Origin of the sequence: Streptomyces sp. NBC_01803, assembly GCF_035917415.1 — a bacterium.
Taxonomy (GTDB): Bacteria; Actinomycetota; Actinomycetes; order Streptomycetales; family Streptomycetaceae; genus Streptomyces.
Genome location: NZ_CP109073.1, coordinates 1,755,077 through 1,769,714, shown reverse-complemented (window position 1 = coordinate 1,769,714; position 14,638 = coordinate 1,755,077). Strand labels below are relative to the sequence as shown.

Genomic DNA, 14,638 nt, shown 5'->3' with positions numbered 1-14,638 from the left:
GGGCATGCGGAACAGAACGGTCAGCCCCGTCTTCATCGGCCGCGGTCCCGAGCGGGCCGCGCTGTCCGAGGGCTCGCCCGGGCGGGGGGGGGCGCTGCTCGTCCTGGCGCACGCGGTGGCGGCGGAGCTCGGTGCCCGCCCGCTGACGGCGGAGATCGAGCGGCTGGCCCAGCGGGCGCGGCTGTCGCGGGTGGCCCAGGACCCGGAGGGCGTGGAGCCCGACGGGCCGGAGCGGTTCGGGTTGACGTGGCGGGAGCGGGATGTGTTGTCGTTGGTGGCGGCGGGGCGGAGTAATCGGCGGATAGCGCGGGAGTTGTTCATCTCGCCGACGACGGCGAGTGCGCATGTGTCGAACATGCTGGCGAAGCTGGAGGTGTCGGGCCGGGGGAGGCCGCCGCCCTCGCCCACCGGCTGGGCATCGTGGGCGCGGACCGGACCGCCGCGGCGGGGTAGCCCCCGCTCACCCCCGTCCCGTCCCATCCCGTCCCATCCCGTCCCGTCCCTCCCCGCCCGAACCGGCCGCGCGCGGGCCCCGCCTAGCCTGACGGCATGACCACAACCGCCGACATCTGGCTGCCGTACCCCGCCGCCGAGCTCGGGCCGCTCCCCGAGTCGCTGACCTATCTGCACTGGGACGGGAGGGGCGATTTCCCCGCCGACCCGGCCCGCTGCGCCTTCTACACCGTTCCCTATCTCCAGGGCACGGAGGCCGCCTGCCGCCCGCTGGAGCGGATGACGCGGGTCCGCGTCGTGCAGACCCTCACCGCGGGCGTCGACCACATGCTGCCCGCCCTGCCCCTGCTGCCGCCCGGCGCGCTGCTGTGCAACGCGGGTGAGCTGCACAACACCAGCACCGCCGAGCTGGCCCTCGCGTTGATCCTCGCCGCCCAGCGCGGCATCCCGGACGCGGTGCGCGCCCAGCCCGCCGAGCGCTGGGCGCCCGCGTTCCGCCCGTCGCTCGCCGACCGGCGGGTGCTCATCGTCGGGTTCGGGGGGATCGGCGCCGCGATCGAGGACCGGCTGCTCCCGTTCGAGGTCGCCGAGGTGATCCGGGTCGCCTCCCGCGCCAGAACGACCGCGCGCGGCCCCGTGCACGGCGTCGACGAGCTGCCCGGCCTGCTGCCGCGCGCCGAGATCGTCGTGCTGGCCACCCCGCTCACCGAGACGACCCGGGGCCTGGCCGGCGCCGACTTCCTCGCCCGGATGCCGGACGGTGCCCTGCTGGTCAACGTGGCGCGCGGCCCGGTGGTGGACACCAAGGCGCTCCTCGCCGAGCTGGATTCGGGCCGCCTGCGCGCCGCGCTCGACGTCACCGACCCCGAACCGCTGCCCGCGGGGCACCCGCTCTGGCACGCCCCCGGCACGCTGATCACCCCGCACGTGGGCGGGCCCTCGACGGCGTTCCTGCCCCGGGCCGCCCGGCTCCTGCGCGGACAACTGGCGCGCTTCGCGGCGGGTGAGCCCCCTCAGTACGTCGTCGCGACCGGTGGTGCGCCCCTGGCTTAGGCCACAGCTTCCCCTTTGCTGTCACTCTGGGTAAGATTGATATGCCACTGAGTGACGCTTCTGGTGTATCGTCCGTCGCGGGCGAGCCCGGAACGAGAGGGGGGCGACAGGCGCATGCACCACCCATGGACCCACCGGCGATCCGCCGAGGAGCACGTGGCCGGACCGCTCGGCGGCCCGATCCCGAGGCTGGCGCTCGGCGCCGTCTGCACCGGCTACGCGGTGGGCGCCGCGCTCGGCTGGGGTTCTCCGTATGTCGCGCTGGTGATGGGCGACGTCGGGCTGAGCGCCGCCGCTCTCCTCGCCGCCGGCTCCTGCCTGTGGTATGCCCACACGCGAGCCGGCGAATTCCGCGCCGCCTGGGTCCTGTTCGGCGTCTCCTCGCTGATGATGGCCCTGGGGAACGCGGTCTGGGGGTGGTACGAGGTCGTGCTGCGGGAGCCCGTTCCCCGCGTCTCGTTCGCCGACGTCTGCTTCCTGCTCTTCGCGCCGCTGGCCATCGTCGGGCTGCTCATGCTCGCCAAGCGGCCCGTCACCTTGGGCGGCTGGGTCTGCCTCGTCCTGGACGCCTGGCTGATCGGCGGCTCCCTGATGACGCTCTCCTGGAGCGTCGCGCTGGCCCAGACCGCCCACCGGCAGGCCGAGAGCGTGCCCTGCGCCGCCCTCGCCCTGGCCTATCCGCTGCTGGACATCGCGCTGGTCAGCGTGGTCCTGGTGCTGCACTTCCGGCGGACCGCCGCGCACCGCAGGGCGATCGACACGGCGATCGGCGCCCTGGCGCTGACCGTGCTGTGCGACGCGCTGTTCACCTCGCCCGTGCTGCGCGAGCAGTACAGCTCGGGGCGGCTGCTCGACGCGGGCTGGTTCGCCGGTTCGCTGATGCTGGCCTGCGCGCCCTGGATGGCCGGCCGCGCGGGGCCGGCGGAGCCCGCCGGGGAGGAGGTCGCCGAGCACTCGTTCTGCACCGCGCGCTCCGCCCGCCCGCTGGCCGGGACGCTCGCCGCCCTCGCCCCCTATCTCACCGCCGCCGTCTGCGTCCTGAGCCTGCTGTTCACGTTCATCGGCGGGCGCCGCGTGGACCGGGCGGTCGTCGTCATCGCCTGCGCCGTCGTCCTCGCCCTCCTCGTGCGCCAGGGCATCACCCTGATGGACAACGTCTCGCTGACCAGGGAGCTGGCTCACCGGGAGAGCTATTTCCGGTCCCTGGTGCAGGGATCGAGCGACGTGATCATGATCTCCGACCCGGACGGCAGGCTGCGGTACGTCAGCCCGGCCGCCACCGGGGTGTACGGCCAGGACGCCGACCGGCTGATGGGCAGCCACCTGGCCGACCACATCCACCCCGACGACCTCGGCCGCGTGCTGCACGAGCTGCGCCGCTTCTCCACCGTCCCGGCCGCCCGCGAGCACGCCACCCGCGTCGAGTGCCGGGTCCGGCACGGCGCCGGCCACTGGCTCAATGTCGAATCCGGCGTCAAGCGCCACGATGGCGGCCTGATCTTCAACAGCAGAGACGTCACCGAGCGGGTCCGGCTTCAGGCCCAGCTCCAGCACAGCGCCTCCCACGACGCGCTGACCGACCTGCCCAACCGCGCCCTTTTCGTCGAGCGGCTGCGGCTGGCCCTCAGCGGCACGCACGGTGGCGACCCGGACGCCGCCGTGCTCTACATCGACCTCGACGGTTTCAAGGCTGTCAACGACTCCGTGGGCCACCAGGCCGGCGACGAGCTGCTGATCCAGGCCGCCCAGCGGCTGCGCGAGTCCGTGCGGATGGGCGACACCACCGCGCGGCTCGGCGGCGACGAGTTCGCCGCGCTCATCACCGGGGACAGCGGCGGTGAGCCCCGGTCCCGGGAGCACCGCATCCTGGAGATCGCCGAGCGGGTGCGCGCCGCGCTCTCCCGGCCCTACGTGGCGGACGGCCGGGAGGCGCGCGTCGCGGCCAGCATCGGCGTCGCCTTCGCTGAGCCGGGCGTCACCCCGGCCGCCCTGATGCGCAACGCCGACCTGGCGATGTACCGGGCCAAGCAGTCGGGCAAGGGCCGAGTCGAGCTGTACGCCCCGCAGCTCCAGTCCGACGCCGTGCGCCGCACCGAGGTGGCCGACCGGCTCCGGAGCGCCCCGCACGCCGAGGAGCTGGCGCTGCTCCACCAGCCCGTCGTCGCGCTGTCCGACGGCCGGATCCTCGCCGTCTCCGCCCAGGCCCGCTGGCGCTCCGCGCACGGCCTGCTGTCCACCCCGCTGGAGCTCCTGCGCGGCGCCCGCCGGGAGCCGTTCGCCCCCGGCGTGGCCCCGGACGACGACCGCCTCGCCGAGCTGACGGGCTGGCTGCTGGAGCAGGCCCTCGCCGAGGCGGGCCGGCGGCACCGCAAGGGGTTCACGGTCCCGGTCAGTGTGCGGATGCCCAGCGGCCGGCTCGTCGACCGCGCCCTGAGCGCGAGCGGCCTGGAGACCCTGCTCGGCCGGCACGGCCTGCCGCCCGAGGCCCTGATGATCGAGCTCTCCGAGGCATGCACCGTGATCGGCTCCGAGGAGCTGCGCGACCGGCTGGCCGACCTCAGCCGGCTCGGTGTCGGCGTCGCGCTGGGCGGCTTCGGCAGCGGCACCGCCGCGGCGGCCCTGCACCGGCTGCCCGTCGATCTGGTCCGCCTCGACGGCGAGCTGGTGGACGGCCTGCTGGACTCCCCGCGGCTGCGCAAGATCGTCGCCGGGCTGCTGCGGATGGCCTCCGACCTGGGCATCGACTCCCTGGCCGACGGGGTGGACTCGGCCGAGCAGGCCGTCGCCCTGCGCGCCATGGGCTGCCGCCGCGGCCAGGGCCTGGCGTTCAGCGAGCCCCTGGAGGGGGCCCGGCTGCGCCGGGTGCTGGACGACGGCCGACTCCCGGTGCCGACCGAGCCCGGCCAGCTCCCCGGCCCGCTGCCTGTCCCGTCCGCGCGCCCGGCCCGGGCCGCCGGCCGGGAGGAGCGAGAGGAGCACGCGGAGCGGCCCGCGCCCGCCGATTCCGCCGCCTCACCCATCGCGCCGACCTAGCGAGCCCACATAGTGAGACGTCAAACACGCTCGCTTGACACGCGCCGGGAGAGGAGAGCAGTGTCTGATCCATGCGCACCCGAATTCTCGTACTTGGACGGCGCGTCGGCTGACCCCGGGATCACCCCGTGGGCCCCCAGCGGCGCGCTCCCCCTCGCATGCCTCACGGCACGAGGGGTTTTTTGTTGCGACGACACCCGTCGCGCAGGCATCACCGACCAGCACCCGCATCAGCACCACCACCCTCACATCCCGAGAAGAGAACGCCGATGACCGAGCAGGCCACCGGGGCACCGAAGCCTCAGCCGCGGGCCCCTCGCAGCGGAGCACCGCAGCAGCCCACCGCCGCCACCATCGAGCACGTGACGGGCGCGCAGTCCCTCATCCGCTCCCTCGAAGCCGTGGGTGCCGACACGGTCTTCGGCATCCCCGGCGGCGCCATCCTCCCCGCCTACGACCCGATGATGGACTCGACCACCGTCCGCCACATCCTCGTCCGCCACGAGCAGGGCGCGGGCCACGCGGCCACCGGCTACGCGCAGGCCACCGGCAAGGTGGGGGTGTGCATGGCCACCTCGGGGCCGGGTGCCACCAACCTGGTGACCCCCATCGCGGACGCCCACATGGACTCGGTGCCGCTGGTCGCCATCACCGGTCAGGTGGCCAGCCGCACCATCGGCACCGACGCCTTCCAGGAAGCCGACATCTGCGGCATCACCCTGCCGGTCACCAAGCACAACTTCCTGGTCACCGACCCCGCCGACATCCCGCGCGTCATCGCCGAGGCGTTCCACATCGCCTCCACCGGCCGCCCCGGCCCGGTCCTGGTCGACATCGCCAAGGACGCCCTCACCGGCGCGACCACGTTCTCCTGGCCGCCCACCCAGGACCTCCCCGGCTACCGCCCGGTCAGCCGCCCGCACGCCAAGCAGATCCGCGAGGCGGCCCGGCTGCTCGCCGAGGCCAGGCGCCCGGTGTTCTATGTCGGCGGCGGCGTCATCAAGGCCAGGGCCTCGGCCGAGCTGAGGGCGCTGGCCGAGCTGACCGGGGTGCCGGTCACCACCACGCTGATGGCCCTGGGCTCCTTCCCCGACAGCCACCCCCAGCACCTGGGCATGCCCGGCATGCACGGCTCGGTCGCCGCCGTCACCGCCCTCCAGAAGGCCGACCTGATCGTCGCCCTCGGCGCCCGCTTCGACGACCGCGTCACCGGCCGCATCGACTCCTTCGCGCCCCTCGCCAAGATCGTGCACGCCGACATCGACCCGGCCGAGATCGGCAAGAACCGGCTCGCGGACGTCCCGATCGTCGGTGACGTCAAGGAGGTCATGGCCGACCTGACCGCCGCCCTGAGCGGCGAGGAGTTCGCCGCCACGCGCGGCCCCGAGGCCGCCGACCGGTACGCCGCCTGGTGGCGCCAGCTCGACCGGTGGCGCGAGACGTACCCGCTGGGCTACGACCTGCCGTCGGACGGCACGCTCTCCCCGCAGCAGGCCATCGAGCGCATCGGCCGGCTCGCCCCGCCCAACACGATCTTCACCGCGGGCGTCGGCCAGCACCAGATGTGGGCCGCCCACTACCTGCCCTTCGAGCGCCCCGGCACCTGGCTCAACTCCGGTGGCCTGGGCACCATGGGGTACTCGGTCCCGGCCGCGATGGGCGCCAAGGCCGGCCGTCCGGACGCCACGGTCTGGGCGATCGACGGCGACGGCTGCTTCCAGATGACCAATCAGGAGCTGGTCACCGCCGCGCTGAACAACATCCCGATCAAGGTCGCCATCATCAACAACGGCGCGCTGGGCATGGTCCGCCAGTGGCAGACCCTCTTCTACAACCAGCGGTACTCCAACACCGTCCTGCACTCGGGACCGGACTCCCCGGCCTCGCCGGCCGCGGGCGCCGGCACCCGTGTCCCCGACTTCGTCAAGCTCGCCGAGGCCATGGGCTGCGTCGGCCTGCGCTGCGAGGACCCCGCGCAGCTCGACGCGGTCATCGAGAAGGCCAACGCGATCAACGACCGCCCCGTCGTCGTCGACTTCATCGTCCACGAGGACGCCATGGTCTGGCCGATGGTCGCCGCCGGCACCTCCAACGACGAGGTCATGGCGGCCCGCGGGGTCCGCCCCGACTTCAGCGACGCCGACGACTGACCCACACGCCGAGGTAGCGAACCGACATGTCCAAGCACACTCTCTCCGTCCTGGTGGAGAACAAGCCCGGCGTCCTCTCCCGGATCACGTCGCTCTTCTCCCGCCGCGGTTTCAACATCGACTCCCTCGCGGTCGGCACGACCGAGCACCCCGATGTCTCCCGCATCACCATCGTGGTCAACGTCGAGGCGCTCCCCCTCGAACAGGTCACCAAGCAGCTCAACAAGCTGGTCAACGTGCTCAAGATCGTCGAGCTGGACCCGGCGGCGGCCGTTCACCGCGAGCTCGTTCTGGTGAAAGTCCGCGCCGACAACGACACCCGCTCCCAGATCGTCGAGATCGTCCGGCTCTTCCGTGCCAAGACCGTCGATGTCGCGCCCGAGGCCGTCACCATCGAGGCCACCGGCAGCAGTGACAAGCTGGAGGCCATGCTGCGCATGCTGGAGCCGTTCGGCATCAAGGAGCTGGTCCAGTCCGGCGCCATCGCCATCGGGCGCGGCGCGCGGTCCATCACCGACCGCTCGCTGCGCGCCCTGGACCGGACCGCATAGCGAGACCGTCCGTCCACCACCCGTCCGCACCGCTTACGGTGGTCCGCAGGCGCGGGACCACCCGCCAGGCAACAACAAGGAGAAGTCTCAAGTGGCCGAGCTGTTCTACGACGATGACGCCGACCTGTCCATCATCCAGGGCCGCAAGGTCGCGGTCCTCGGTTACGGCAGCCAGGGCCACGCCCACGCGCTGTCGCTGCGCGACTCGGGCGTCGACGTCCGGGTCGGCCTGCACGAGGGCTCGAAGTCCCGGGTCAAGGCCGAGGAGCAGGGCCTGCGCGTGGTGACGCCCGCCGAGGCCGCCGCCGAGGCCGACGTGATCATGATCCTGGTGCCCGACCCGATCCAGGGCAAGGTCTACGAGGAGTCCGTCCGTGACAACCTCCGGCCGGGCGACGCCCTCTTCTTCGGCCACGGCTTCAACATCCGCTTCGGCTTCATCCAGCCCCCGGCCGGCATCGACGTGTGCATGGTCGCCCCCAAGGGCCCGGGCCACCTGGTGCGCCGGCAGTACGAGGAGGGCCGCGGCGTCCCGTGCATCGCGGCGGTGGAGCAGGACGCCACCGGCGGCGCGTTCCCGCTGGCGCTCTCCTACGCCAAGGCCATCGGCGGCACCCGGGCGGGCGTCATCAAGACCACCTTCACCGAGGAGACCGAGACCGACCTCTTCGGCGAGCAGGCGGTGCTGTGCGGCGGCACCTCGGCGCTGGTGAAGGCCGGCTTCGAGACGCTGGTCGAGGCCGGGTACCAGCCGGAGATCGCGTACTTCGAGTGTCTGCACGAGCTCAAGCTGATCGTGGACCTGATGTACGAGGGCGGCCTGGAGAAGATGCGCTGGTCGGTCTCCGAGACCGCCGAGTGGGGCGACTACGTCTCCGGCCCGCGCGTCGTCAACGCCGAGACCAAGGCGGAGATGAAGCGGATCCTGGGCGAGATCCAGGACGGCAGCTTCGCGAAGAACTGGATGGCCGAGTACGCGGCGGGCCTGCCGCGTTACAACGAGTACAAGAAGACGGACGGCGACCACCTCCTGGAGACCACGGGCCGTGAGCTGCGCAAGCTCATGAGCTGGGTCGACGACGAGCGCTGACGTTCCGGCCGTCCTTCGGCCACACCCCACCGCGGGAGTTCGCTCGATCGGGCGGTGGCCTCCGTCAGCAGTCTGGCGGGCCGCCACCGCGCCGATACACTGCACTGCAGCGCCAATTCGCGTCACAGGCTCACAGCGTCGTGCGTCTCCACGCGGCCTTCTCCCTCTCTCCCCGCCGTCGGCCGTCGGGACCCGGCCCACCGCAAAGGACCAGTGAGACCTGTGAGCAAGCCTGTCGTACTCATCGCCGAAGAGCTTTCCCCCGCGACCGTCGACGCCTTGGGCCCGGATTTCGAGATCCGGCACTGCGACGGCGCGAACCGCGCCGAGTTGCTGAGCGCGATCGCGGATGTGGACGCCGTCCTGATCCGCAGCGCCACCAAGGTGGACGCCGAGGCGATCGCCGCCACCCGCCGCCTCAAGGTCGTCGCCCGCGCGGGCGTCGGCCTGGACAACGTGGACGTGGCCGCCGCCACCAAGGCGGGCGTGATGGTCGTCAACGCCCCCACCTCGAACATTGTCACCGCCGCCGAGCTCGCCTGCGGCCTGCTCATCTCCACGGCGCGCAGCATCCCGCAGGCCAACGCCGCGCTGAAGAACGGCGAGTGGAAGCGGAGCAAGTACACCGGCGTCGAGCTGTCCGAGAAGACCCTCGGCGTCGTCGGCCTGGGCCGCATCGGGCTGCTGGTCGCCCAGCGCATGGCCGCGTTCGGCATGCAGGTCGTGGCCTACGACCCCTATGTGCAGCCTGCCCGCGCCGCGCAGCTCGGCGTCAAGCTGCTCACCCTGGACGAGCTGCTCGCCACCGCCGACTTCATCAGCGTCCACCTGCCGAAGACGCCCGAGACCCTGGGCCTCATCGGCGATGAGGCGCTGCACAAGGTCAAGCCGTCGGTCCGCATCGTCAACGCGGCCCGCGGCGGCATCGTGGACGAGGCCGCCCTGCTCAGCGCCCTGAAGGAGGGCCGGGTGGCCGGCGCCGGTCTCGACGTCTACGCGACCGAGCCCTGTACGGACTCGCCGCTGTTCGAGTTCGACACCGTGGTCTGCACCCCGCACCTGGGCGCCTCGACCGGCGAGGCCCAGGAGAAGGCCGGCATCTCCGTCGCCAAGTCGGTGCGGTTGGCGCTGGCCGGCGAGCTGGTGCCCGACGCGGTCAACGTGCAGGGCGGCGTCATCGCCCAGGACGTGCGGCCGGGGCTGCCGCTGGCCGAGAAGCTGGGCCGCATCTTCACCGCCCTGGCCGGCGAGGTCGCCCAGCGGCTCGACGTCGAGGTGTGCGGCGAGATCACCCAGCACGACGTCAAGATCCTGGAGTTGTCCGCGCTCAAGGGCGTCTTCGAGGACGTGGTGGCCGAGACGGTGTCGTATGTCAACGCGCCCCTCTTCGCGCAGGAGCGCGGTGTCGAGGTGCGGCTGACCACCAGCTCCGAGTCGCCCGACCACCGGAACCTGATCACCGTGCGCGGCACCCTCACCAGCGGCGAGGTCGTGTCCGTCTCGGGCACCCTGGCCGGGCCGAAGTACCTGCAGAAGATCGTCGCCATCGGCCAGCACACCGTGGATCTCGCGGTCGCCGACCACATGGCGTTCCTCCGCTACACCGACCGCCCCGGCATCGTCGGTGCCCTCGGCCGCATCCTGGGCGAGGCCGAGATCAACATCGCGGGCATGCAGGTGGCCCGCGCCGAGGAGGGCGGCGAGGCGCTGATCGCCCTGACCGTGGACGGCACCATCCCGGCGCCGGTGCTCGCCGAGATCGCCGACGAGATCGGCGCCACCTCGGCCCGCGGGGTCAACCTCACCGACTGAGCGCCGCCCTCGCGGGCGTCGCGTGAGACGGCCGCGCCGTTCATCCGTGGGGCAGGATGACGGCGCGGCCGTTGACCTGTCCGGCGTGCAGCCGCTCGTAGGCCAGCGGTGCTTCGTCAATGCCGTACGTCTCCACCTGGACCTCGACGGCACCGGCCCTGGCCAGGGCCAGCACCTCGCCCAGCTCGCCCCGGCTGCCCCAGTACGGCGCGGTCACCTCCACGTCGAACGCCGTGGTGCTGATGCCGACCGGCAGCGCCCCGCCGCCGATGCCGACGATCGCCACATCGCCCTCCACGGCGGCGACCGCGCCCGCCGTGGTGACGGTGGCCTGGGCGCCCACGAAGTCGAAGACCGCCTGCGCGCCGAGCCCGCCGGTCAGCCGCCGGACGTGCTCGGGGGCGTGTTCGTCCGAGAGCACGGTCTCGTGCGCCCCGACCTCGCGGGCCAGTGCGAGCTTCTCCTCGGAGACGTCCAGCGCGACGACCCGGCTCGGGGTCAGCGCGCGCAGGAGTTGGATGGCGACATGCCCGAGGCCGCCGGTGCCGATCACCACGGCCGTGGAGTCGGCCACCAGCTTGGGCAGTGAGCGCTTGATCGCGTGGTAGGGCGTCAGCCCGGCGTCGGTCAGCGGCACCGACGTCACCGGGTCGAGCCCGGCCAGCGGCAGCAGGAACCGCGCGTCGTCGATCAGCAGGTACTCGGCCATGGCGCCGGGGGCGCCCAGGCCGGGCGGGTAGATGCCCAGTTCGGCGGCGCGCAGGCAGTAGTTCTCCTTGCCCTCGGCGCACTTGGCACACCGCCCGCAGCCCTGCGGGCCGTAGACGGCGACCGGGTCGCCCTCGGCGAGGCCGATGACCCCCTCGCCCAGCGCCTCCACCGTGCCCGTGCCCTCGTGGCCGAGGGTGAGCGGCAGCGCGTACGGGAAGGTCTCGGCGGGCCAGCTCATCACAGCGATGTCGGAGTGGCACACGCCCGCGGCGGCGACCTTCAGCAGTACCTGTCCCGGTCCCGGCTCGGGCTCCGGCACGGTGACGACCTCGGGCGCGGCGCCTATCTCCCGGTACTGGACTGCCTTCATGCGACTTCCCTTCGGCTCCCCGATCCGGAACGAGCGGTGGGCATGCCGTCAGCGTAAGGACGCGCCTCCCGTCCCACCCGCGCCGGGCCGACCCCCGGCAGTGGAACACCGCAGGTCAACGGCGGCATGTCAGCACGGCCCCGAGCTCCGCCATCCGGGTGAACGCGGTCCGCGGGTCCACGCCCTCGTGCGGGGGTGGACCGGCGCGATCCGCTCCCTTCGCCATGGTCCGCCGCCGAGCGCGTCCCGGCCGACACCGCGCGTCGGCTCGCGGACCCACGGGTCATGGGGGGGCCACGACGTCGCGCGCACGGGTTCCTGCGGAAACGCCGGAATCGGGGCTCGACGCGCGTTCGTCCCGTCGGTGGGGCTCGCGCGATCCGTCCGCGTCGCCCTGCCCCGCCGAGAGCGCGCCCTCGGAGATGGTGGGCGAACAGCACGGGCTGGGCGGGATGGAGGTGGGTGAAGCCGGGGGCGTATGTGCCCCGGTGCCGGCGGGCCAGGCCGACCAGGGAGTCCTGAAGGTCCAGCACGGCGACGGCCAGCGTGCGGGACCGGTCGCGCCGAGAGAGCCGCAGGTCGTTGGCGGCCTGGTCGTTGCGGGACCGGCCGGCGCGGAGCGTGCCGCTCACCGTGCCGCGACGCTCGGTCAGTACGCGCTCCAGGAAGGTGTGCACGTCCTCGTCGCCGGGTGCGGGCCGCTCCCGGCGACGAGGACGTCGGCGTCCAGCTCGCCGATGGCCGTGAGCAGGCGGTCCAGTTCACCCGCGTCGAGGATGCCGGCCCGGTGCAGTTCCCTGGCGTGGGACCGGGAGCCCGCCAGGTCTAGGGGGCGAGGTCGACATAGCTGGGTTCCGACCGGGAAAGCGCGGTCAGGGCGGGGTCCGGTTCGGCATTGAACCGGCCGCGCCACAGACGCTCGGCGACGATGGGCAACGGTGTCACCTCTCAGAAAACGGTGTTTTCCGAGAAGGTGGAAGCCCCTTGTCTCGGACGTATGCCGGTCCGCGAACGGAAGTGTCTCGATGACCGCGATGACCGCGATGACCGCGATGACCGCGATGACCGCGATGACCGCGACGCGCCGGAGACGGCCTGCGGGCCGAAAGTTCAGCCCGGCTCGGCCCGGCTCAGCCCGGCGGGAACTCCGCGTCGAGGGCGGCGATCTCGCGTGCGAACCGGGCGCGGGCGGCGGCCTTCTCGGCGGGTGGGAGCCAGGCCGCCTCGATGCCCGCCAGGGACATCTCCCGCAGCCGTGCCGCGGACAGGCCGATGGTCTCGGCCGCGATCCGGTACTCCCCGGCCAGGCTGGTCGGGAACATGCCGGGGTCGTCGGAGGCGAGGATGACGTTGAGTCCGGCCGCCGCCATGGCGCCGATGGACGCGCGCCGCCAAGGCCGCCACGACCTGCGGGAGGTCGTCGAGATGACGGTGAACGGCACGCCCTCGTCGCGGCATCGCGCGACCAGGGCGTCGTCCTCCAGCACGTAGTAGCCGTGGTCGATACGGTCACAGCCGAGCAGGTCCAGGCAGGTGCGGGTGTTCTCCGCGACGGGCGCGTGCTCGGAGGAGTGCGCCGTACGGCGCAGCCCCGCCGCGCCCGCCAGCCGGTAGGCGTCGGCGAACCGCTCGGGCGGTCCGGCCAGTTCCAGGTTGACCAGCCCGATCCCGGCCAGGTAGTCGTTCGGCCGGTCGGCCACCTTCCGGACGAAGGCCAGCGCCTCCTCCGCGTCGCGGCTGCGGTCGATGGAGGCGATCAGCCGCCCGGTCATACCGAAGTCGCGTTCCGCCAGCTTGATGCCGTCCACGCAGGCGTCGACCAGGCCATGGAAGCCGAGCGAGGCGAGCTGAGGCGGCACATCGTCGATGTGCAGCTCCACGTGGCGGGTGGCGCTGCGGTGGGCGTCCTCGAACGCCTCATACGTGATGCGGGTGATGTCGTCCGCGCCGCCCAGCGCCGCCATCACCCACTCGCTGGCCCGGAAGAGCGAGTAGGAGACCTCCGGCTCGTCGGTCCCCGCGCCCGACGGCACCGGGATACGGGTGTGCCGGTAGAGGGCGGGATCGGGCGGCAGGGAGTTGATGTCCCGCCAGATGGTCTCCGGCGGGGCGGGCAGGTCGAGTCCCGCGCGGCGTGCCAGGTCGGCGAAGGTCCCGGCGCGGACGGTGCCGATGAGGTGGCAGTGCAGATCCGCTTTCGGCAGGCGTGTCAGGTAGTCGGTGAGGTGCATGGTGAACAGCCCTACTGGCCGGACACCTCCCGCGCGAACCGCTCGACCCATTCGGTGCGGTTGTCCACCATCTGCTCCGGATCGAGCGTCTGGTAGCCCATCGCGACCGGGTCGGCGGCCCCCTCCCCCATGAGGTCGGTGAAGGCCGGGGCGGGTTCCACGTCGGGCCGCACCGGGAGGTCGGTGGCGGTGGTGGCCTGCTGGGCCTCCTGGGAGAGCATGTAGTCGATGAAGGCGTGGGCGCCCTCGGTGTTCGGCGCGCCCTCGGGGATCATCAGGCGGTTGGTGGCCATGTAACGGCCCTCCGCCGGCGGGGTCCAGCTCACCGGCTGGCCGGACTCGATCAGCGGCGGGACGAAGCCGATGATGGTCGGCACGGCGGCGATCTCGCCCTGCGTGATGAGGTTCGTGACCTCAGTGGTCGCGGTGTAGAACTGCAGGATGTCCGGCGCCCATTCGCCCATGGTGGAGAACGCCGAGTCGACGTCGTAGGGGCCGTCGCCGTTCGCTTCGCCGATGCCGGAGACGGTGAGCTGCCCGGCGGTGGCGGAGATGTCGGGGAGGGCCAGGCGGCCGGCGTAATCCGGGTTGCCGAAGAGGGACCAGTCGGCGGCCTGTTCGGCGCTCAGCTCGTCCGTCCGGTAGAGGATGCCGTTGAGCTGGTAGGTGTAGGCGGGGCCGGCGTAGGCGTCGTCGAGGGCGAAGTCGCTGAGGGCGTCGAGGTTGGGCACGTCCTCGGCGTCGAACTCCTGGAAGAGATCCTGGGATTGGCCCAGCGCGGCGAAAGTGTCGGAGATGAGCATCACGTCGATGCCCGGGTCGCCGGCGGCGAGCTGGAGCTGGGTGAGGCGGTCGGCGTTGCTGCCGTTCTCGATCTCGACGTTGGCGCCGGTGGCCTCCTCGAACGGCTCGACGACGTTGGCCTCGAATTCCTCGACGCCGAACGGGAAGGCGCTCACCACGATGGTGGAGCCGGCCAGCCCCTCCGAGCCGCCGTCGGAGGAATCGGAGCCGGAGCCGGAGTCGGATCCGCAGGCGTTGAGGGCGAGCACGGCCGTTATCGTTCCGGCGGCGATCGCGCCGGCGCGCGGGGTGGGTCTTGTCATGATCTGGGCCTGGCCTTTCTGGTGGTGGTGCTGGGGAGTTGGGGACTGCGGAGGGTCAGGGAACGGCGCGCCGCGCGT

General features: G+C 72.5%; 12 protein-coding genes. 8 read left to right on the top strand and 4 right to left on the bottom strand.

The genetic code is table 11. From position 1 onward, the window contains the following. The first annotated feature begins 4 nt into the window (after positions 1-4). The 7 genes from OIE51_RS07450 to serA all read left to right on the top strand — a co-directional run bounded on the left by OIE51_RS07450 (position 5) and on the right by serA (position 10,142). Positions 5-553: a response regulator transcription factor gene (locus OIE51_RS07450; protein ID WP_442811878.1), complete on the top strand. Its 549-nt coding sequence runs from the start codon at positions 5-7 to the stop codon at positions 551-553. Further along, positions 550-1,506: a 2-hydroxyacid dehydrogenase gene (locus tag OIE51_RS07445; protein WP_326596393.1), complete on the top strand. Its 957-nt coding sequence runs from the start codon at positions 550-552 to the stop codon at positions 1,504-1,506. The genes OIE51_RS07450 and OIE51_RS07445 overlap by 4 nt, the downstream gene beginning before the upstream one ends. Before the next feature lie 114 nt (positions 1,507-1,620). Then, on the top strand, positions 1,621-4,539 hold the full coding sequence (locus OIE51_RS07440) for a putative bifunctional diguanylate cyclase/phosphodiesterase (protein ID WP_442811877.1): 2,919 nt from the start codon (positions 1,621-1,623) through the stop codon (positions 4,537-4,539). A 269-nt stretch (positions 4,540-4,808) separates the two neighbouring features. Further along, a complete protein-coding gene (locus OIE51_RS07435) occupies positions 4,809-6,689 on the top strand; it encodes an acetolactate synthase large subunit (RefSeq protein ID WP_326596391.1) in 1,881 nt (626 codons plus the stop codon). Positions 6,690-6,715: 26 nt separating this feature from the next. Then, the gene (ilvN, locus tag OIE51_RS07430) at positions 6,716-7,240 is read left to right on the top strand and encodes an acetolactate synthase small subunit (protein WP_326596389.1); all 525 of its coding nucleotides are present in this window, start codon (positions 6,716-6,718) and stop codon (positions 7,238-7,240) included. Positions 7,241-7,331: 91 nt separating this feature from the next. Next, complete coding sequence (gene ilvC, locus OIE51_RS07425) at positions 7,332-8,330, top strand: ketol-acid reductoisomerase (protein WP_326596387.1); 999 nt, start codon at positions 7,332-7,334, stop codon at positions 8,328-8,330. 222 nt (positions 8,331-8,552) lie between these two features. Next, a complete protein-coding gene (gene serA / locus OIE51_RS07420; RefSeq protein ID WP_326596385.1) occupies positions 8,553-10,142 on the top strand; it encodes a phosphoglycerate dehydrogenase in 1,590 nt (529 codons plus the stop codon). Between the two features lie 40 nt (positions 10,143-10,182). On the opposite strand, the gene OIE51_RS07415 is transcribed toward serA, so the two are convergent. Together OIE51_RS07415 and OIE51_RS26895 are read right to left on the bottom strand one after the other, a co-directional pair. Continuing rightward, positions 10,183-11,223 carry an NAD(P)-dependent alcohol dehydrogenase gene (locus tag OIE51_RS07415; protein ID WP_326596384.1) on the bottom strand — a complete coding sequence of 347 codons (1,041 nt, stop codon included), beginning with the start codon at positions 11,221-11,223 and terminating at the stop codon, positions 10,183-10,185. Continuing rightward, positions 11,220-11,900: a lyase family protein gene (locus tag OIE51_RS26895; protein WP_442811876.1), complete on the bottom strand. Its 681-nt coding sequence runs from the start codon at positions 11,898-11,900 to the stop codon at positions 11,220-11,222. Before OIE51_RS26895 ends, OIE51_RS07415 begins: the two co-directional genes overlap by 4 nt. 14 nt (positions 11,901-11,914) lie before the next feature. On the opposite strand from OIE51_RS26895, the gene OIE51_RS07410 reads away from it, so the two are divergent. Then, positions 11,915-12,052: a hypothetical protein gene (locus OIE51_RS07410; RefSeq protein ID WP_326596383.1), complete on the top strand. Its 138-nt coding sequence runs from the start codon at positions 11,915-11,917 to the stop codon at positions 12,050-12,052. A 301-nt stretch (positions 12,053-12,353) separates the two neighbouring features. Here the strand turns inward: OIE51_RS07410 and OIE51_RS07405 are convergent, their stop codons facing one another. Continuing rightward, a complete protein-coding gene (locus OIE51_RS07405) occupies positions 12,354-13,454 on the bottom strand; it encodes an adenosine deaminase family protein (protein WP_326596382.1) in 1,101 nt (366 codons plus the stop codon). Between the two features lie 11 nt (positions 13,455-13,465). Continuing rightward, entirely contained in the window at positions 13,466-14,560 is a 1,095-nt protein-coding gene (locus tag OIE51_RS07400) for an extracellular solute-binding protein (protein ID WP_326596381.1), read from the bottom strand. Positions 14,561-14,638 lie beyond the last annotated feature (78 nt).

Excerpts from the sequence above, each read along its gene's own strand:
- OIE51_RS07400 (WP_326596381.1), bottom strand. The coding sequence starts at position 14,560 with ATGACAAGACCCACCCCGCGCGCCGGCGCGATCGCCGCCGGAACGATA.
- OIE51_RS07440 (WP_442811877.1), top strand. The coding sequence starts at position 1,621 with ATGCACCACCCATGGACCCACCGGCGATCCGCCGAGGAGCACGTGGCC.
- OIE51_RS07435 (WP_326596391.1), top strand. The coding sequence starts at position 4,809 with ATGACCGAGCAGGCCACCGGGGCACCGAAGCCTCAGCCGCGGGCCCCT.
- OIE51_RS07445 (WP_326596393.1), top strand. The coding sequence starts at position 550 with ATGACCACAACCGCCGACATCTGGCTGCCGTACCCCGCCGCCGAGCTC.
- OIE51_RS07415 (WP_326596384.1), bottom strand. The coding sequence starts at position 11,223 with ATGAAGGCAGTCCAGTACCGGGAGATAGGCGCCGCGCCCGAGGTCGTC.
- ilvN (WP_326596389.1), top strand. The coding sequence starts at position 6,716 with ATGTCCAAGCACACTCTCTCCGTCCTGGTGGAGAACAAGCCCGGCGTC.
- OIE51_RS07405 (WP_326596382.1), bottom strand. The coding sequence starts at position 13,454 with ATGCACCTCACCGACTACCTGACACGCCTGCCGAAAGCGGATCTGCAC.
- OIE51_RS07450 (WP_442811878.1), top strand. The coding sequence starts at position 5 with ATGCGGAACAGAACGGTCAGCCCCGTCTTCATCGGCCGCGGTCCCGAG.